Below are 17,064 nucleotides of genomic sequence, written 5' to 3'. Positions count from 1 at the left end.
CTGGTCCGAACAGGTCACCGGGAACCGCCTCGCGGTCGCGTTTCACCTGCCACACCCCTGGTCCTGGTAGGCACAGAAGCGAGATCCCATCCCTCCGAGGCACGGAGCGAACATGCACGCGCGCCGATGCGTCACTGTCCTCACCCCCACGGTCATCACCGTGCTTCTTGGTTCGTCGGCGCACACGCAGAGGGGGTGACCGGCCCCGGTGGGCCGGTGCCCGCGGTTCCCGTACAGCGCGGCGACAAGGGTCCCCGCCGACCTCGCCGCAGGCCGCTACGACGAGGCGAGCTTCGCCTGGCAGCGCTGCTGACCTCACCGGCAGGGAGGCGGCGGCCAGGTCGTCGAGCGGCGCTCGGAGGCAGGGTTCATCGTGTTTCCCCCACAGGGACCGTCGGCAGGGAACCCGCGCTCCGGGCGGCCTGCTCAGGCTGCGTCGGCGGCAGGGCCTGGAGGTGCTGGGCGGCCTCCGCGGCGGTGTAGGCGGCGGCGAAGGTGAACGCGCGCGGGGACGGCCCGTGCGCCCGCAGGCCGGCCAGCCGCTCCAGGGCCTCGGCGACGGTCGGCAGGTGCCCGGCGGGGACCCACCAGAGCACCAGGTGGGCCTCGACGTGCCGCGCGAACCATTCGCGGCGCCGGCGCATCACTTCCAGGTGCCCGCTGCGGTAGGCGAAGTCCCACAGGGCCTCCTGGGTCTGCCACACCGACAGGTTGACGATGACGTCCTCCCCCGCCGGGCGCAGGCGGGTGGCGTCGCCCGCGCCCTCCTCCACAAGCCGCCACACGAAGCCGGGCGCGCTGTCGGCGGCGGCGTTGACCGGATCGAGCATCTCGACGAACGGCGCGATGCGCGGGTCGTCGAAGGGGTGGAGGAGCGTGGCGACGTTGAGCTGGGCGAGGTGGGCGGCATGCGCGGATGCGGTCATGGCCTCATCCCAGCATGACCCCTCTTCTATGTCAACGATCATTGTTTTTAGAAGTCTCGATCGCCACGCAGCACTCCCCCGGCCGGGCGTCCATGCGGGCGCGAACCGGACCGTCCTCGCCGAGCAGCCCCTCCAGCAGCGCGAGATTCATGCCGCAGACGAGCGGCGGGAAGTGTTCGGCGACGGCATGGAAGGGGCAGTTGCGCAGGCGGACGACCCGCTCGGCCGCCCCGGCCACCGCCCCAGCACCTTCGGCGCCCTGGACGCCCTCCGAGTCCTCCGGGCCCGCGCCGCCTTCCAGGTACGGTTCGTAGCCGCGGCCGGCCAGCATCTCCATGGCCTCGCCCAGTCCGCCACAGGGCGCCGCCGAGCCTCGCAGGGCCTCACCCCTGCGGCCCGCGGCCGCGCACAGCTCAGCGTCCAGACCCGCCTGCTCGGCGGCCTCGGCAAGCAACTCGGCGGCGGTGAGGTAGTCGCGGGCGGGCAGCGACACCGAGCGCTCGGCCCGCGCCCGCGTGTACACCTTGGCCGGACGGCCGGCCCCAGGACCCGAGCGACCCGTCAGGCGGCGGCTGCCGCTCTCCAGCAGTCCGGCCTCGGTCAGCCTGTCCAGATGGTGCGCAGCGAGCGTGCGCGCCACCCCGGCCGCCTCAGCGGCCTCGTTGCGGCCGACCTCGCGGCCCTGGGCCGCCACGTACTCGTACAGGCGGCGCCGCACCGGATCCTGCAACATCGCGATCGCATCGATATCCTTCACACGGCCATTCTAGGAACAACGCAGATTGGAAATAGAAAGGCGGAACCCGCCCCGCCGGTACGTCCCGATGCCCCGGGCGTCCGCCGCGCCGGGCCCGGCGACGCCATCACCGGTCGTGGTGCGGCCGGCCCGTGCCGGGTCCACCGCCGACGGTCAGCCGGACCGGCGCCGTCGCCGGCGGCCGCGGCAGGCGCAGGCCCGGACCGCCGGGCGTGATCGACCCGAGGACGCTCGCGCGCCGGGCGCCCGTGCACGAGGGGACGGTGCCCGGCAGACCGTGTGCGGTGAGCCAGCCCAGAACGGCGAAGGCGTACGCCTCCTTCGCCCCCGCAGGCAGCCCGAGTTCGTCCGAGGACCGCACCACGCACCCACCCGCCGCGCCCACCATGCCCGCCACGCCCCCCGCGTCGGCCGCGTCGGCCCCGCCGGTCCGGCCGACCCCGCCCAGTTCCTCCCGCAGCCAGGCCATCAGCACCGGGTTGCGCGTCCCCCCGCCCGACGCGATCACCTCGGTCGACCCGAAGGGCCGGATCGCGTCGGCGACGGTCCGGGCCGTGAGCCGGGTCAGCGTGGCGACGACGTCCTCGGCGGGCAGCGGCCCGCACGAGCCCAGCGCCGAGCGCAGATAGGGCAGGTGGAAGAGTTCCTTGCCCGTCGTCTTCGGCGCGGGACGGGCGTAGTACGGGTCGTCCAGCAGCCTTCGCAGCAGCGGCGGGTGGACCGCACCCCGCGCCGCGAGAGCTCCACCCGTGTCCATCGTGTACGCCTCGCCCGAGGCGTCGTGCCCCGCCAGTGCGCGCACCGCCGCGTCGATCAGCGCGTTGGCGGGGCCGGTGTCGAAGGCGAGCGGTTCGCCACCGGTCCCGTCCGCCCCGCCCGGTACGACCGTCACGTTCCCGATCCCGCCCAGGTTGAGTGCGACCGGTACCCCGGGCCGGCCCCGCAGCCACATCACGTCGACGATGCTGACCAGCGGCGCGCCCTGCCCTCCGGCCGCCACATCGCGGGTACGGAAGCCGGAGACGACGGGCCGGCCGGTCGCCTCGGCGATCCAGGCCGCCTCGCCGATCTGGAGCGTGCCGTGCACCCGGCCGTCCTCGGCCCAGTGGAAGACCGTCTGCCCGTGCGACGCCACCAGGTCGGCCCGCCCGCCGCACAGCTCCTCGTCCGCGCGCACCGCCGCCGCGGCGAAGGCCCGTCCGATACGGGTGTCGAGGCGGCACACCGTGGCCAGGTCCGCCCCGGCGGGCGGCAGGGCCCCGGCCAGGTCCGCCCGCAGATCGTCGTCGTAGGCCGTGCTGATCATCCCCAGGGGCGTGAGCACCAGCGTGTCGCCGTCGAGGGAGAGATCGGCGGCCGCGGCGTCGATCGCGTCGTACGACGTGCCGGACATCAGCCCGACCACGCGCAGGGTGCTCACCGCAGCGCCCGCCGGTGGTCGTCGCCGCGCAGCGTCAGCAGCGCGGCGACGCTCACCGCGCAGGTCGCCGCGGCGTAGTACCCGGGGACGTCGAGATTCCCGGTCCGCTCGACCACCTCGGTGATGATCAGCCCCGCACAGCCCGAGAACACGGCGTTGGACAGCGCGTACGCCAGCCCGAGCCCGGTGCAGCGCACTCTGGCCGGGAACATCTCGGCCAGCATCGCGGGCCCCGGACCCGCCATCAGGCCGACGCCGGCCCCTGCGGCGAACAGCGCCGCTCCCTTCTCGTACGCCGGCCCGCCGGGGTCCTGCACCAGGTGCAGCAGCGGGAGCGCGAGCACGGCGACCAGCAGGGCCCCCGCCACCATCACCGTGCGCCGCCCGATCCGGTCGCTCAGCCTGCCGGCGGGCAGGATCGACGCGGCGAACCCCAGGTTCGCCAGGACGGTGCCGAGCAGTGCCCGCTGGAAGGTGGTGCCGAGCGTGCTCTGCAAGTAGGAGGGCATGACCACCAGCAGGGTGTAGCCGGCCGCCGACCAGCCCATCATCCGCCCGACGCCCAGCACCACCGCCCGGACCGTCTCCCCGGGACGCGGCCGGGGCCCGCCTTCGGCCCCGGCGCCGCCCGGCGCGGCGGCGGGCGGCGCGTCCGGGGGCAGCCGCAGCCGCAGCCGCAGCGCGATGAGCCCCAGCGGCAGGGTCAGCAGGAACGGCACCCGCCAGCCCCAGCCGTACAGCTGCGCCGTGGTCAGTACGCTCGCCAGGACCACCGCCACGGAGGCCCCCGCGAGCAGGCCGAGCCCGACCGTGAACGACTGCCAGGCCCCGTACAGGCCCCGGCGGCCCGGTGGCGCGCATTCCGTCATGACCGAGACCGCCCCGCCGAACTCCCCGCCCGCCGACAGCCCTTGCAGGATCCGCAGCAGCGTGAGGAGCCACGGCGCGGCCGTGCCGATCGAGGCGTACGTGGGCAGCAGGCCGATCATTGCCGTGGCACCGGTCATCAGACAGACGACCAGGACGAGCGCGGGCCGTCGGCCCGCCCGGTCACCGAACCGCCCGAACACCGCGGCCCCGACCGGCCGGAAGAAGAACGCCAGGGCGAACGACGCGTACGCCTTGACGAGCCCCTCCACCTCGCTGCCGCCCTCCGGGGTGAAGAACTGGGCCGCGATGACGGTGGCGAAGTAGCCGTAGATCCCGAACTCGTACCACTCGATGAAGTTGCCGACGGAACCCGCCACCAGCGCCCGGCGCGCGTCGTCCGGCCGGACCGTCGCAGGAGGCCGCACCGGACCGGGGACGGGTGTGGTCATGGATCAAGCGTGCTGACCGCAGGGCAGCTCCACAAGTGCCGTCCCCCATCTGCCGTACGCCGCCCCCGTCGGGGAGTCAGGCGCGGCGGGCGCCCACCAGCCGGAAGGCGGCGTACAGGGCGACACCGGCCAGGGCCAGGGCCAGGACCAGCGAGCTCTCGAAGAGCTGCGTCGGCCAGTGGTGCGAGACCGGGTGGAACTCCGCGTACCAACCGGTCACGTCCAGGTCCGCCGGGCAGACGCCCCGGCCCGGGTTCCGCTCCAGGCAGGCGTATTCGGGCAGGCGCTCACCGGTGGAGGTGAGCAGCCCTGTGTCCGTCATCAGAGCGGAGGCCGCCACGGGCTTCAACTGGTTCGCCTCCAGCGGCAGCCGGCCTCTGCTCCCTCCTCCGGCCGTTCGGCGGACTTGTCCTTCGGCTTGCCCTCCGGCTTCTCCTTCGGCTCGCCCTTCGGCTCGTCGCTCAGCCACAGCGGGTGCTCCCGCTCCGCCCAGGGACGCTCGACGGACCCGGTGCGCATCCCCCTCCGCGCCTCCGGGTCGGCGAGCGCCATCCTGATGTGCCCGGCCAGGACCACCCCTATGGCCAGGGCCAGCCAGTCGTGCACGAAGGTGGCACTGGTGCGCCACACCAGCGGGGTCAGGTGGGTGAACCACATCAGCAGACCGGTCGCCAGCATCACCAGGACAGCGCCTGCGATCCACGACGCGTAGATCTTCTGGCCGGCGTTGAACTTCCCCGCGGGCCGCGATCCGCGCCGGCGGTCGCGCCGCCGCACCGCGCGCAGCCACCTCCTGTCGTGCGGTCCGAAGCGGTTCAACCTGCGCAGATCGGCCCGGAAGGCGGCAGAGGCGAGACCGACGACGAACGGCGCGGGCAGCAGGATCCCGGACCATTCGTGGACCGTCACCACGAGATCCCTGCGGCCTACCAGTTCGGCGAGCTGCGGTACGTACAGAGCGGCCGCGGTCGCCACGCACAGCAGGGTCAGTGCGGCGGTCGTGCGGTGGACCCAGCGCTCGGCACGGGTGAACCTGGCGACCCGTCGGATCGGTTCAGACGGTGGGGGTGTCACTGCGCCCGTTGGACCCGCCGACCCAGGCGTCGACGTCATAGCCCCGCTCCTCCCAGTAGCCGGGTCGCACCTCGGACGTGACGGTGATCCCGGAGAGCCATTTCGCCGACTTGTAGAAGTACATCGGTGCGACGTAGAGCCGGACCGGACCGCCGTGCGAGTGGCTGACCGGCTTGTCCTGTATCTGCAGACAGACCAGCACGTCGTCGCGCCGGGCCTGCGGCAGCGTGAGGCTCTCGCTGTACGTGCCGTCGAAGCAGGTGAAGCGGATCGCCTTGGCCTCGGGGCTGACGCCGGCGGCGTCCAGCAACAGGGACAGCCGGACGCCGGCGAAGGGGGTCTCGGGGACCCGCCAGCCGGTGACGCACTGCACGTCCCTCACGACACGGTTCTGCGGCAGCGCGCGCAGGGCGTCGAGGGTGTACGTCGCAGGGCGCTCGACCAGGCCGTCCACGGTGAGCCGGTAGTTCTGCTCGTCCTTCCGCGGTACGGAGGTGGCGACGGAGTAGTAGCGGAAGCCGCCCCCGTTGGGAAGCAGCCCGGTGAGCCCGGTCGGGTCCTTGTCCGAGGCGGCCCCGAGGAAGGCTTCGATCCCGCGCTGCACGTACGGGGCGGCAGCGAGGCCCCCGGCGCCGAGCCCGAGCATGCCGAGCACCAGACGGCGGCCGACGGGGGTTCCCTCGAAGTCGGGGTGGTCTGTCGTCACCCCTTGATTCCAGCACCCCTGGGTACGGCACACCAGGGAGACCGGCGCGACGTCAGACTTCCGTCACACATCCTCCCGGTCTCCCGACAGGCGCCCTACCGGGCCGGGCGGGTTTCGGGGAGGATGACCCGGCGCACCGGAGGTCACCCTCGGCGGTGGCCCCGGCCCGGTCCCGACCGTGATCCGGAGGTCCCAGTGGCTTGGCACGACGACCAGGCGCGGCGTGACGAGCTGTACCGCGACCCCTATCCGCTCTACGAGCGTGCCCGCCGGGCCGAGGGGCTGACGTACGTACCCGAGTTCGACGCGTGGCTGGTGGCGCGCGACCGGGACGTACGGGAGGTGCTGCTGCGCGCGGAGGACTTCTCCTCGGCCCATGCGCTGCTGCCGGACATACCGCTCTCGGAAGCGGCGCTCGGGGTCCTGCCACGGGGGTTCGGACCCCGGCCCACGGTCGTGTCCAGCGACGGCGCGGCCCACCGGCGGCACCGGGCCCCGCTGAACCGGGGGCTGTCCGCCGCCCGGGTGGCAGCGCTGCTGCCGTACGCCCGGACGTGCGCGAGCGAGCTGGTGGACGGCTTCGCGGCGGACGGGTCCGCGGAGCTGGTGGAGGCGTACGCCCGACGGCTGCCCGGGATGGTGGTCGGACGGCTGATCGGGCTGGACCCGGCCGACGTGCCCGCGGCCGTGCACGGCGGTTACCGGGCCGAGGAGCTGCTGTTCCGCCCGCTGTCGCCGGAGGGGCAGGTGGCCGCCGCCGAGGACGTGGTCGCGCTCCAGCACCTGCTGGACGGGTACGTCCGCGACCGGCGCGAGCGGCCCCGGGACGACATGTGCTCGGCCATGGTGGCCGCCCTGGCCCCCGGTGACGCAGAGCTCACCCTCGAACAGCGCCACGAACTGGTGACCAGCCTGCAGAACCTGCTGATCGCCGGATTCCTCACCACGAGCGCCCTCATCGGCACCATGCTGCTGCACCTGCTCGGCGACCGGCGGCAGTGGCGGATGCTCCGCGCCGATCCGTCCCTGATCCCGGCGGCGGTGGAGGAGGCCGTGCGCCACGACACCGCCATCCAGGCCTTCCGGCGGACCACCACCCGGCCGGTGACGCTCGCCGGGACGAAACTGCCCGCGGCGGCCACGGTGCTGGTGGCGTACGGCTCGGCCAACCGCGATGAGCAACGGTACGAGCGCGCGGGGGAGTTCGACATCACCCGGCCCGGGAACCGGCAGCACCTCGCCTTCGGGTACGGGACCCACGGCTGCCCCGGTTCGCAACTGGCCCGCGATCAGCTCCGCCTGACCCTCGATCTGTTCATCCGTCGCATGCCGGAGCTGCGACTGGACCGGGACCGTCCACGGCCGCGGATGCGGCCCACGCTGATCCACCGCTCACCGCAGGCCCTGTACGTCACCTGGTGACACGGCGGCCGTTCACTCGTCCGAGTTGCGCGGGGCGCGGGCGCGGGTGCGGGTGTGGACGCGGGTGCGGGTGTGGACGCGGGTGCGGGTGTGGACGCGGGTGCGGGTGTGGGTGTGGCGCCGACCGGGCTGCGGCCTGCCGGCGCCGTTTGTTGCCGGCGTGTGGCGGTCCCGTGGCAGGGCTCGCCGGCCCCTGGCCGGGCCGTCCCTCGGCACCTAACATCCCCGGCATGGCAACGGCGTCGCCCGCCGCGCCGAACCCCGTGTCCGCACACCGCTGAGCCCTTCTCCCCCCTCTGCCAAGGACCAGGTCCGCCATGAGTGTTCCCACCCTCCTCGACGTCGGCCAGGCGCATCCACGACTGTCCGAGCTGACCGTCGTCGACGTCCGGACTCCGGGCGAGTTCGCGTCCGGCCACCTGCCGGACGCCGTCAACGTCCCCCTCCACCGGCTCACACGGAGCCTGCCGGAGCTGCGGCGGGCCGCCGAAAGCAGGCCCCTGCTCGTGGTGTGCGCCTCCGGTGCCCGTTCGGAGAACGCCGCCGGAACCCTGGCCTCCCGCGGCATCCCCGCGTCGAGCCTCACGGGCGGCACCCAGGCCTGGACCGCCGAGGGCCACGTCCTTCAGTATCCCGACGGCTCCGGCAAGCGGGCCGTCTGGGCGATGGAACGCCAGGTCCGCTTCACAGCGGGCGTCTCCGTACTGCTCGGCCTGGCCCTCGGGCTGCTCCTGCACCCCGCCCTCGCGCTGCTGTCCGCGGCGATCGGGGGCGGCCTGGTCTTCTCCGCGCTCACCGACACCTGCGGGATGGCACTCGTACTCGGCAGGCTGCCCTTCAACCGCCGGGGGGCCGGGAGCCATCCGTGAGCACGCCCGGCCCCGCCGAAACCGACTCCGGCGGGGCAACCCCGCAGTGCCCCGTGACGTCCTCACGTACAGGACGCGCCGCCCGCGGGGCGGTGTGTGTACCGCTGAGAGGACCACGTGATGAGTGAGAAGGCCCGGCGCCTGTTCGACGCCCTCGACCTCGACCAGGACGGCACACTGACCCGCGCCGAGGTCATCGGTGCCCTGCGCTCCAAGGGTCCGACCCTCGCGGCGCAGGGGGCCATCCCCCTCTGGGGCGTCGGGGACACCGACGACTCCTCGGCGCTCTTCGACGCGGCCGACCAGAACGGCGACCGCGTGCTGACGTTCGAGGAGTTCGCGGCCGTGGTCAATCGGCGCTTCGGCTGGTAGCGGCGGACCGCCGAGAAGGCCTCCGCCGTTCGACGACCGAGGCCTGAGCCGCCAACTCCCGGAGTCGGCACGACGGTCCGGGGCGGTCCGGCGGTCCGGGACGGGGCCGGTCCGGTGCGGGGCCTCCGGGCATTGGGTACGCTCTCGGTTGACTTCGGGGCGCCGTCAGGTGCTGGATCGCCGCAATCAGAGATGGGTCCCCATGGGCAGCGCACCTTCCGCCGATTTCTTCCAGCCGCTCAAGGCGGACGACCCGGCCGTCGTGGGCGGCTACCGCCTGGCGGCCGTGCTGGGCTCGGGCGGCATGGGCAAGGTCTACCTCTCCTACACGCCGGGCGGCCGGCCCATCGCCATCAAGGTGATCCGGCCCGAGTTCAGCGAGGACCCCGAGTTCCGGCGGCGCTTCCAGCAGGAGGTGCGGGCCGCGGAGCGGGTCCAGGGCCTCTACACCGCACCGGTCATCGACTCGGACACCGAGGGCGCCCAGCCCTGGCTGGCCACGGCCTACGTACCGGGCCCCTCGCTCGCCCACGCCGTGGCCCGGCACGGCGCTCTGCCGGTGCGCAGCGTGCTGCTGCTGACCGTCGGGGTCGCCGAGGCGCTGCACGTCATCCACGGCGCGGGCATCGTCCACCGGGACCTGAAGCCCGCCAACGTGCTGCTCGCCTCCGACGGCCCGCGCGTCATCGACTTCGGCATCGCCCGGGCCGCCGACTCCACCGCCCTGACGAGTACCGGCGTCAGCGTCGGCACCCCGGCGTTCATGGCGCCCGAACAGGCCTCGGCCGGAACGGTCACCCCGGCCACCGACGTCTTCGCGCTCGGGCAGATCGCGGCCTTCACCGCGATCGGGGCGTCCGTCTTCGGCGACGGGCCTTCGCACGCGGTGCTCTACCGGATCGTGCACGAGGACCCCGACCTCAGCGCGCTGCCCGAGGAGCTGCGGCCGGTGGTGACCCGCTGCCTCAGCCGCGACCCGGCCGACCGGCCGACCCTGACCGAGATCATCGAGCTGTGCAACGCGGCCTCGGAGGCCCCGCTGCGCCAGGGCGAGGACTGGCTGCCGCGGGCCGTCGCCGGTTCCATCACCGAGCGGCTACGGCTGCCCGCCCCGGCACCGACTCCGGCGCCGACTCCGACTCCGGCGCCGACTCCGACCGAGGTCTCGGCGCCGCAGTCCCCGGCTCCGGCGGTACCCGCCGCGCCCGGGTACGCGCCGACCGAGGTGGCCGCCGCCGCGCCGACACGGACAGCTCCGGCGCCGGGGGCTCCGGGGGCCGTGCCGCCGGGATACCGGACGCCGCCCCCGTACCCGCAGCCTTCGTACCCGCAGTTGCAGCCGCAGCACCCCCCGTACGCGCAGCCCGCGTACGCCCCGGGCCACAGCACGCCGCCGCCGTTCCACACCCAGGGCTTCGTTCCCGGTCCGCCCGCTCCGCCGCGCCCCAAGCGGACGGGGCTGATCGTCATCGGTGCGGTCGCGGCGGCGGTCATCGGGCTCGTGGTCCTCGGGTCCCTGCTGCCTGACGGCTCCGTCAAGGGCGGCGGCGACAAGGCGTCCGGCGGCGGGAGTGCCTCTTCGGGTGCCGCGCAGCAGCGGCCCGACCCGCAGCCGGTCTCGTACCAGGGCATCGAAGTGCCCCAGAACCACCAGTTGATGTTCGCCGACAACCCGCCGCGCCCGGCCGAAGAGCCGACCGGCGCCGGGGTGTTCTACGGGCACGCGGACCTCTTCTACTACCGGGACACCCTGTTCGGGGACGAGAAGTTCGGTACCGCGAACGGCAAGCTCGTCCTGCTGAACAACTCCGAGAAGGGCTCCCTGGAGACCTGCCGCGCCGTGACCCGCTTCACCGAGAAGATCGGCCTCGACCAGCTCACGGACGGTTCGCAGGTCTGCGTGCTGAGCAAGGCCGGCCACATCACGCTGGCGACCTTCCGCGGCAGGTCGGGCGTGAAGGAAGAGACCAGGTTCATCACCGTCGACCTGACGGTCTGGCGCAATGCCGAGGCCGCAGCGAAGAACTAGGGCTCGTCCGGTCGATCACGGGTTCGGCCGGTCAGGCATGATGCCCGGGTGAGCATCATCGTCACGTTCTTCGTGGCACCGGACGACACCACGGCAGCTCTGGTCCTGCAGACCGGCCCGGGACGGGCATGCGAGTCGCTCTCCTTCGGCGATTTCGACCCCGAGGAGGCCGTCGTCGAGTGGGAATGCCTTCTTACCGGCGCCGGGTTCGGGGAACTCGTCGAAGCCGGCGAGCCGCGTATCGTCGCCGGCCAGGACAACGGCGGATGTGTCGTCTTCGCCATCTCGCCCGGCCTGTCCACCGCGCTCGCGGACGCCGAACTGTCCGGGCTGCGCGACCTCGCTGCCTCGTGGGTCCGGCTCCGAGCGGAGGACGGCGAGATCATCGACACGGAGATCGCCGACCGGATCGTGGGCGACCTGGCGGCGCTCGTCAGGGATGCCCGTCGTCAGGACCAGGGCGTCTACTGCTGGGTCGCGTAGGAGCTCACGTCCGCGGCCGGATGGTGCCGAGGAGGACGTGAGGTTGCTTCGGTGCGGCACGCGACCCCGGCCGTGGGCAACAGGCCGCCGTATCGGAGAAGATGGCCGCTTGAAGATCGGCGACGAGGGCGGCAGGATCCCTGCCGGCCTTGTCCGGCGGGGAGGACGGCAACCATGCGGGAAATAGCGCGTCACGAGATCGGCGAGGACCGGACGAGTCGCGCCCTGGAGGACATCGGGGGGCGGACCTTCGGCCGCTGGCACAGCCTGCGCTACGACAGCCTGTCCATCAAGGGAGTCCAGGAGACGGGCGACGAGCTCCTCGACCACGTCGGCGCCCTCGCCCACCAGGATCCGCACCTCGAAAGCGCGCCCGCCCGGCTGGCCCTGCGGACAGCGGCGGAGTGCGCGCTCGGCGTTCTGACGCTCGGAACTTGCCCCAACGGGGACTACGAGGTCTTCTTCCCCCTTATCGACGAGGAGCTCAGCAGCGAGGACTTCGCCTTCGGCGACACGGTCGACCAGGCACCCACGGCGCAGGTCTGGGTGGACACCTTCGCGCTGAGCGTGATCACCGGACTGCTCTGGGAGCCGGCCCGGATGATCGGTCCTGTGCTGAAGACGGACTACGCTCCGATGTTCCACTCCGGACTGCCGTATTCGTCCCTGAGCTCGGTCTCCGGCCCGGCCGAGCTGGCCGAGATGGACGCGCTCTGCGCCTACATCCACCTGGTGGAGACGGCGCGGTCACCTTGGGTCGCGTCCGGGGTGCCGCCCCTGCGCAAACCGGACGCGGAGGAGCGCGCCGCGGCCGCCGCGCGGCTCGACGATGCGTGCACACCGACCCCCGACCAGCGACTGCTGCGCGTACTCCTCGACGACGACCAGCCCGCGTTCGAACGAGCCCTGACCAGCCGTCTCCTGGAACACCGCGACGGCTCCGGTCCGGATGCCGCGCCGCGGACGCTGCTTCCGGTCACCGCCATCGCCCTGGCGGCCCTCGCCGTACAGGCACACGGCTGGGAGCTGAACGTGCGCTCCGGTTACCTGCCGACGGGCCTGCTGCGCGTCCCGAGCCAGTAGGGGCGCCCGCCTCCTGTGCGTCGTACAGCTCCTCGCAGCGCGTCCCAGGCCGCGTAGGCGCGGCGGAACTCGTCGCCGGCCGCGAAGGGCCGTCCGGCGAACTCGGCGGTGGTCGGCTGCGCGGGGTAGCCAAGCCCGATGCCGAGGCGATCAGCCGGTTCCAGGTCTCACGGTCCAGGCTCCCCTCGGTCGGCGGGATCATGCCCAGCGGCCAGCTGCCCTCCTTCTTGGCCGAGGGAAAGCAACGGTGGGAGGGCATCAGGCCGTCGGGCACGGCCGGGTCGCCGGTTCGCCGGGCGAGCTCGGCCCAGCGCAGCCGTCGCCAGCCGGAGCCCGGGTGCCGGGCGCGGCCCAGCCCTCCTCCCGTGGTGACGCCCACGGCGTCGAGGTCGATGCCTGCGACGATGTGGGGCAGGGTGCTCCCCTCGGCGAGACGTGCCTGGCGGTCCTCGTGGTACGACACGTCCTCCGGCCCCTGCTCTTGCTCGTACATGGCGTTGAGCACCCACGCCGCGTCGGGCATGGCCGGAGGCATGAACCCTGTGATGCCGTCGCCGCACAGCTCCAGCAGCCAGTCGGTGGCTCCGGACGGCACACGCGGCCACAGGCCGGACATCAGGCTCGGTTCCTCGGACATGCGTTCATGGTCCCAGGTACGGAACTCCCCGGGCGGCTGGGTTCGGGGCGGCGTCACCGGCCCCTCAGAGGCCGGTGACGGCCTGCTGGCGCACGAACTTGACGCTGTGGCAGCTCGCCCCCGCCGGAGGCCACACGACGGCTGGCCCCGCGCGGAAGCATGCAGATCACGTACGGGACAGCCGTCAGGCGTGGCGGACGGCCGCCACGGCGGCCGGGAGTACGGCGGGGCGGTCGAGGAACGCGAGCACGGCCCGCTTCTCCGGGAGGTACACCTCGGGCAGGTCGATCTCCGGGAGGGTGATCTCGCCCTGCCGGACGAAGCCGAGCCGGTTCAGCAGGGCGAGCGCCTTGGCGTTGGAGGCGTCGGGCTCGGCCACCGCGCGCAAGACGGCCGGGTCGCGGAAGGTGAACCGGATGAGCGACCCGATCAGGGTCCTGCTGAACCCGGGCCGGGGCCGGCCGGTCACCGGGGCCAGCATCAGATGGACGCCGATGTCGCCCTCCCGCACCGCATAGCAGTCGCTGACCCGGTCCTCGGTGGGCTCGTACGTCTGGAAGAGTGCGACGGGCTCGCCGTTCAGCCGGACCATGAACGCGTGGTGCGTGTCGCGGCGGTCCACGTCCACGCAGCTGCTGTTCACGGCGGCCTCGGGCGGACTGGCCAGGGCCTCCTGCCCGTGCTCGCGTTCCCCGGCGACACCCCGGTCGGTGAGCCGGCTCGGCGCACCAGGCCCAGGCCCCGGTGCCCCCGGTGCCCGCAGTGCCCCCGGTGCCCGCAGTCGGTCCGGACCGGACCGCGATGACGTACCGGCGCCCTGGCCGACAGGAAGCTGATCATCATTTAAGCTTCAGGGCGGCCGTCGGGCTGCGGCTCGTCGCTCTGCGCGGCGGCTGCGGAACGGTCAGGCCGACCGGTCGAGGAGAGCAGCCTGAGTCAGGGCCCTGGTCCGGACGGCGACCACATGACGCTGATCATGAAGATCCCGGGGAATCGCGTGACCGCCGGCGTGCGTCTCAGTGGTGTGGGGCGCACAGCCCACCCGCCCACGAACAGAAGACCCCCAGGGAGAAGTGAGGTATGCCAGTGATCTGCGTCGGAGGCATGATCGGCATCGGCAAGACGAGTGTGGCCGAGCTGCTCGCCAAGGAGCTGGGCAGCGACGTCTTCTACGAGAGCGTGGAAGACAATCCGATCCTTCCGCTCTTCTACACGGCGAGCCCCGAAGAGATCCAGGCGAAGCGCTACCCCTTCCTGCTGCAGCTCTACTTCCTGCAGACCCGGTTCGCCTCGATCAAGGAGGCGTACAAGCAGGGGGACAACGTCCTCGACCGGTCCATCTACGAGGACTGGTACTTCGCCAAGGTCAATCACGACCTGGGCCGGATCAGCTCCCTCGAGATGCAGGTGTACGAGGGGCTGCTCAACGAGATGATGCGCGAGATCGACGGCCTGCCCTACCGCAAGGCGCCCGATCTCATGGTCTACCTCAAGGCGGACTTCGAGACGGTGCTGCACCGTATCGGGCTGCGGGGCCGCGGTTTCGAACAGGACGAGAGCCTCGTCGAGTACTACCGGACGCTGTGGTCCGGCTACGACGACTGGGTGCACAAGCACTACTCGGCCAGCGAGGTCCTCGTCATCGACATGAGCCGCACGGACGTGGTGAACAACCCCGAGGACGCGGCCCGCGTGGTGCGGGAGGTCAAGGACACCCTGGCGGCGGTCGCGCACCGGGTCTGAGTTTCCCGGTTCACCGCGCATCCCCGGAGGGCCTGCGCCCGGACGGGCACGTCACCGTCCGGGCGCAGGCCCGCCGACGGCCCCGGGTGGCGGGCCCCGGGGCGAGCGGTTCGTACAAGACCCGTGCCGTCCGGGCGCCGGAGACTGCCGTCATGACCCTGCCCAGCGAAACCCCCGGTCCTCACCGTCAGCCCGCCGTGCCCCTCGCACCCGCCGTGCCCTCCGGGTCCCGGCCCCGCGACACCGCGCACCCGGCCCGGACGTTCACACCCGCCGCGGGCCGCTTTGCCCCCACCAGCCTCTACGACCCCGTGGCGGCCCTGGTGCGCGAGCGGCTCTGGCGCGGCCTGCTGGCCGTGCACGTGGCTCCGCGCCCGGAAGACGTGATCGTCGACGTCGGCTGCGGCACCGGCTCCCAGGCCCTGCTCCTGCACAGCATCGAACCCGCCGCCCACATCATCGGCATCGACCCGGACCCCCGCATCCTGACCGTCGCCCGCCGCAAGGCCCGGGCCGCGGGCGCAGCCGTCGACTGGCGCCGGGGCATGGGCGACGAACTGGCGGACACACTCGGGGCGGGCAGCGCGGACACCGCCGTCTCCAGCCTCGTCCTCCACCAGTGCCCCCTCCCGATGAAACGGGCGATCCTGGCCGCCCTGCACACCGTGCTGCGGCCCGGCGGCAGGCTGGTCCTGGCCGACTACGGCCTCCAGCGCACCCGCCTGATGCGCACCGCGTTCCGCGTCGTCCAGCTCGCCGACGGCCGGGCCGACACCCAGCCCAACGCCGACGGCATCCTGCCCTCCCTCATCACCGAGGCCGGTTTCGACCGGGTCCGCGAGGCCGAGGTCGTCTCAACCGTCACCGGATCCATTTCGGTGTACGTCGCCCGGCGCGCCGGCGGCTGAGGACGGCAGCACCTGCATCACCCGCAGCACGGCCGCCGGAGTCATCCCGATCATCTCCCGCATCCGGCGGGTGAGGTGGGCCTGATCGGCGAAGCCTCCGGCGGCTGCGGCCTCGGCCGGGCTGCGCCCCTCTCCCAGAGCCTCCGCGCTCCGGCGCAGCTTCAGCCAGATACGCCGCCGCGCCAGCGGCATGCCCAGCTGCTGCCGGGCCAGGGCCCGCAGCCGCTGCGGCGACAGACCCACCCGGGCCGCGACCAGGTCCATCGGGACCCGCTCCTCCGGCCCCTCCGGCCCCTCCAGCAGGGCCGACGCTGCGAGCAGCCGCGGGTCCAGCCCGGCCGAGGGCAGGGCCGCCGCCCGACCGAGTTCGGCCTCGTCGAGCCGGTGCAGCTCGGGCACCGCCACGATCCCCGAGCCGGAACCGCACCGCCCCCGCAACCGGTCGGCCAAGGCCGAATGCGGCTCCACGAAGATGGTGAGCAGATCCCCCGCCGACAGCATCCGGTGCGCGGTCATGGGCGGGACGAGCAGCGCCGCTCCCCGCACGACCCCGCCGTCCGCCCCGGCGAGCGCCGCCTCGCCCCGGGGCGCCAGGACGAGCTGGAAGGCAGCGTGCCGGTGAACGGACCCTCCGGGTGACACCCCCCGGTACCACGCGTACCCCTCCCCCACGCCGAACCCCGGCCCCAACTCCCGCCCCACACCCGGCCCCTGACCATCGCCCGTCCCCATGCGCCCAGACTGCCAGAGTCCGAGCCCTCGCCCGGGGTCCGCTGACGGGCGCACGTACGGGGTGAGCGCACCCACCGCCTCCAAGTCCTTGCCGGGGCGGTCGAACTCGTCGACGATGCATCCAAGCCACGGCCTTCCGGATCCCACCGGGCCCGGCCGGGGCAGGGGAGAACAGGGGAAACAGTGACAACGAACAGCAATCCGAAGAAGCGCCCGATGGCCGCAGCGGCACTCATCCCGCTCTTCGTGCTCGCAGGGCTGCTCCTGGGCCCTGCGGCGACCGCCTCGGCGGCCGCTCCGGTGGCCCGGCAGGCTCCTGCCGCCGCGGCGCTCCCGCAGAGTGGTCTCCTCGCCGGAGCCGGCGTGGCAACCGGTCTCCACGCGCCGATGTCTTCCCAGGTCCGGGCCACCACCGGGGGCAAGAAGAGCAAGAAGAGCAAGAAGAAGAGCGGGCTGTTCAAGACGCTCTTGATCGTCGTGGTCGTCGTCATCGTGCTGCTCGTCGTCCTGTACGTGGTCCGCCGGGCTCTGCGCCGCAGGTCCGCCTAGGATCCGGCTCCGGCTGCCCGAAGGATGCACAGGGT

General features: G+C 73.0%; 19 protein-coding genes. 9 read left to right on the top strand and 10 right to left on the bottom strand.

Translation table 11 applies throughout. The features are described 5' to 3' along the window. Nucleotides 1-368: 368 nt before the first annotated feature. The 7 genes from ACFY04_RS09450 to ACFY04_RS09420 form a co-directional block, all read right to left on the bottom strand. On the bottom strand, nt 369-926 hold the full coding sequence (locus ACFY04_RS09450) for a DUF3291 domain-containing protein (RefSeq protein ID WP_389115288.1): 558 nt from the start codon (nt 924-926) through the stop codon (nt 369-371). A gap of 31 nt (nt 927-957) precedes the next feature. Then, nucleotides 958-1,683, bottom strand: coding sequence for a helix-turn-helix transcriptional regulator (locus tag ACFY04_RS09445; RefSeq protein WP_389115286.1), 726 nt, complete (start codon nt 1,681-1,683; stop codon nt 958-960). Nucleotides 1,684-1,789: 106 nt separating this feature from the next. Next, complete coding sequence (locus ACFY04_RS09440; RefSeq protein ID WP_389115454.1) at nt 1,790-3,094, bottom strand: anhydro-N-acetylmuramic acid kinase; 1,305 nt, start codon at nt 3,092-3,094, stop codon at nt 1,790-1,792. 5 nt (nt 3,095-3,099) lie between these two features. Continuing rightward, on the bottom strand, nt 3,100-4,422 hold the full coding sequence (locus ACFY04_RS09435) for an MFS transporter (RefSeq protein WP_389115284.1): 1,323 nt from the start codon (nt 4,420-4,422) through the stop codon (nt 3,100-3,102). 76 nt (nt 4,423-4,498) lie between these two features. Continuing rightward, complete coding sequence (locus tag ACFY04_RS09430) at nt 4,499-4,744, bottom strand: hypothetical protein (RefSeq protein ID WP_389115282.1); 246 nt, start codon at nt 4,742-4,744, stop codon at nt 4,499-4,501. A 23-nt stretch (nt 4,745-4,767) separates the two neighbouring features. Then, nucleotides 4,768-5,535 (bottom strand): cytochrome b/b6 domain-containing protein, encoded by a 768-nt coding sequence (locus ACFY04_RS09425; protein ID WP_389115280.1) that lies wholly within the window; start codon nt 5,533-5,535, stop codon nt 4,768-4,770. After that, the gene (locus ACFY04_RS09420; protein ID WP_389115453.1) at nt 5,477-6,142 is read right to left on the bottom strand and encodes a molybdopterin-dependent oxidoreductase; all 666 of its coding nucleotides are present in this window, start codon (nt 6,140-6,142) and stop codon (nt 5,477-5,479) included. The genes ACFY04_RS09425 and ACFY04_RS09420 overlap by 59 nt, the downstream gene beginning before the upstream one ends. 255 nt (nt 6,143-6,397) lie before the next feature. Between ACFY04_RS09420 and ACFY04_RS09415 the strand changes: the two genes are divergently transcribed. From ACFY04_RS09415 to ACFY04_RS09390, 6 genes are all read left to right on the top strand, one after another. Next, nucleotides 6,398-7,624 carry a cytochrome P450 gene (locus ACFY04_RS09415; RefSeq protein WP_389115278.1) on the top strand — a complete coding sequence of 409 codons (1,227 nt, stop codon included), beginning with the start codon at nt 6,398-6,400 and terminating at the stop codon, nt 7,622-7,624. A gap of 317 nt (nt 7,625-7,941) precedes the next feature. Continuing rightward, entirely contained in the window at nt 7,942-8,493 is a 552-nt protein-coding gene (locus ACFY04_RS09410) for a rhodanese-like domain-containing protein (RefSeq protein WP_389115276.1), read from the top strand. Between the two features lie 120 nt (nt 8,494-8,613). Beyond that, nucleotides 8,614-8,865 carry an EF-hand domain-containing protein gene (locus ACFY04_RS09405; protein ID WP_389115274.1) on the top strand — a complete coding sequence of 84 codons (252 nt, stop codon included), beginning with the start codon at nt 8,614-8,616 and terminating at the stop codon, nt 8,863-8,865. A gap of 202 nt (nt 8,866-9,067) precedes the next feature. Next, nucleotides 9,068-10,894 (top strand): serine/threonine-protein kinase, encoded by a 1,827-nt coding sequence (locus ACFY04_RS09400; protein ID WP_389115273.1) that lies wholly within the window; start codon nt 9,068-9,070, stop codon nt 10,892-10,894. Between the two features lie 48 nt (nt 10,895-10,942). Continuing rightward, nucleotides 10,943-11,377: a hypothetical protein gene (locus ACFY04_RS09395; protein WP_389115271.1), complete on the top strand. Its 435-nt coding sequence runs from the start codon at nt 10,943-10,945 to the stop codon at nt 11,375-11,377. A 174-nt stretch (nt 11,378-11,551) separates the two neighbouring features. Beyond that, a complete protein-coding gene (locus ACFY04_RS09390; protein WP_389115269.1) occupies nt 11,552-12,460 on the top strand; it encodes an immunity 49 family protein in 909 nt (302 codons plus the stop codon). Here ACFY04_RS09390 and ACFY04_RS09385 read toward each other — a convergent pair. Then, on the bottom strand, nt 12,354-13,097 hold the full coding sequence (locus ACFY04_RS09385) for a hypothetical protein (protein ID WP_389115268.1): 744 nt from the start codon (nt 13,095-13,097) through the stop codon (nt 12,354-12,356). The genes ACFY04_RS09390 and ACFY04_RS09385 overlap by 107 nt on opposite strands. 184 nt (nt 13,098-13,281) lie before the next feature. Beyond that, the gene (locus ACFY04_RS09380) at nt 13,282-13,740 is read right to left on the bottom strand and encodes a GNAT family N-acetyltransferase (RefSeq protein ID WP_389115266.1); all 459 of its coding nucleotides are present in this window, start codon (nt 13,738-13,740) and stop codon (nt 13,282-13,284) included. Between the two features lie 437 nt (nt 13,741-14,177). On the opposite strand from ACFY04_RS09380, the gene ACFY04_RS09375 reads away from it, so the two are divergent. Together ACFY04_RS09375 and ACFY04_RS09370 are read left to right on the top strand one after the other, a co-directional pair. Continuing rightward, nucleotides 14,178-14,840, top strand: coding sequence for a deoxynucleoside kinase (locus ACFY04_RS09375; RefSeq protein ID WP_389115264.1), 663 nt, complete (start codon nt 14,178-14,180; stop codon nt 14,838-14,840). A gap of 152 nt (nt 14,841-14,992) precedes the next feature. Further along, nucleotides 14,993-15,748: a class I SAM-dependent methyltransferase gene (locus ACFY04_RS09370; protein WP_389115263.1), complete on the top strand. Its 756-nt coding sequence runs from the start codon at nt 14,993-14,995 to the stop codon at nt 15,746-15,748. Here the strand turns inward: ACFY04_RS09370 and ACFY04_RS09365 are convergent. After that, nucleotides 15,695-16,480, bottom strand: a complete 786-nt coding sequence (locus ACFY04_RS09365; protein ID WP_389115262.1) for a helix-turn-helix domain-containing protein — start codon at nt 16,478-16,480, stop codon at nt 15,695-15,697. The genes ACFY04_RS09370 and ACFY04_RS09365 overlap by 54 nt on opposite strands. 216 nt (nt 16,481-16,696) lie before the next feature. Here ACFY04_RS09365 and ACFY04_RS09360 point away from each other — a divergent pair, with 216 nt between their 5' ends. Further along, nucleotides 16,697-17,029, top strand: coding sequence for a hypothetical protein (locus tag ACFY04_RS09360; protein WP_389115260.1), 333 nt, complete (start codon nt 16,697-16,699; stop codon nt 17,027-17,029). Nucleotides 17,030-17,064 lie beyond the last annotated feature (35 nt).

Source organism: Streptomyces sp. NPDC001549, assembly GCF_042894025.1.
Taxonomy (GTDB): Bacteria; Actinomycetota; Actinomycetes; order Streptomycetales; family Streptomycetaceae; genus Streptomyces; species Streptomyces kutzneri.
The sequence above is the reverse complement of the archived record's forward strand: the minus strand, read 5'-3'. Positions and strand labels throughout refer to the sequence as shown.

Excerpts from the sequence above, each read along its gene's own strand:
- ACFY04_RS09435 (WP_389115284.1), bottom strand. The coding sequence starts at position 4,422 with ATGACCACACCCGTCCCCGGTCCGGTGCGGCCTCCTGCGACGGTCCGG.
- ACFY04_RS09375 (WP_389115264.1), top strand. The coding sequence starts at position 14,178 with ATGCCAGTGATCTGCGTCGGAGGCATGATCGGCATCGGCAAGACGAGT.
- ACFY04_RS09420 (WP_389115453.1), bottom strand. The coding sequence starts at position 6,142 with ATGCTCGGGCTCGGCGCCGGGGGCCTCGCTGCCGCCCCGTACGTGCAG.
- ACFY04_RS09425 (WP_389115280.1), bottom strand. The coding sequence starts at position 5,535 with ATGACGTCGACGCCTGGGTCGGCGGGTCCAACGGGCGCAGTGACACCC.
- ACFY04_RS09385 (WP_389115268.1), bottom strand. The coding sequence starts at position 13,097 with ATGTCCGAGGAACCGAGCCTGATGTCCGGCCTGTGGCCGCGTGTGCCG.
- ACFY04_RS09405 (WP_389115274.1), top strand. The coding sequence starts at position 8,614 with ATGAGTGAGAAGGCCCGGCGCCTGTTCGACGCCCTCGACCTCGACCAG.
- ACFY04_RS09365 (WP_389115262.1), bottom strand. The coding sequence starts at position 16,480 with ATGGGGACGGGCGATGGTCAGGGGCCGGGTGTGGGGCGGGAGTTGGGG.
- ACFY04_RS09390 (WP_389115269.1), top strand. The coding sequence starts at position 11,552 with ATGCGGGAAATAGCGCGTCACGAGATCGGCGAGGACCGGACGAGTCGC.
- ACFY04_RS09430 (WP_389115282.1), bottom strand. The coding sequence starts at position 4,744 with ATGACGGACACAGGGCTGCTCACCTCCACCGGTGAGCGCCTGCCCGAA.
- ACFY04_RS09400 (WP_389115273.1), top strand. The coding sequence starts at position 9,068 with ATGGGCAGCGCACCTTCCGCCGATTTCTTCCAGCCGCTCAAGGCGGAC.
- ACFY04_RS09370 (WP_389115263.1), top strand. The coding sequence starts at position 14,993 with ATGACCCTGCCCAGCGAAACCCCCGGTCCTCACCGTCAGCCCGCCGTG.
- ACFY04_RS09360 (WP_389115260.1), top strand. The coding sequence starts at position 16,697 with ATGGCCGCAGCGGCACTCATCCCGCTCTTCGTGCTCGCAGGGCTGCTC.
- ACFY04_RS09450 (WP_389115288.1), bottom strand. The coding sequence starts at position 926 with ATGACCGCATCCGCGCATGCCGCCCACCTCGCCCAGCTCAACGTCGCC.
- ACFY04_RS09410 (WP_389115276.1), top strand. The coding sequence starts at position 7,942 with ATGAGTGTTCCCACCCTCCTCGACGTCGGCCAGGCGCATCCACGACTG.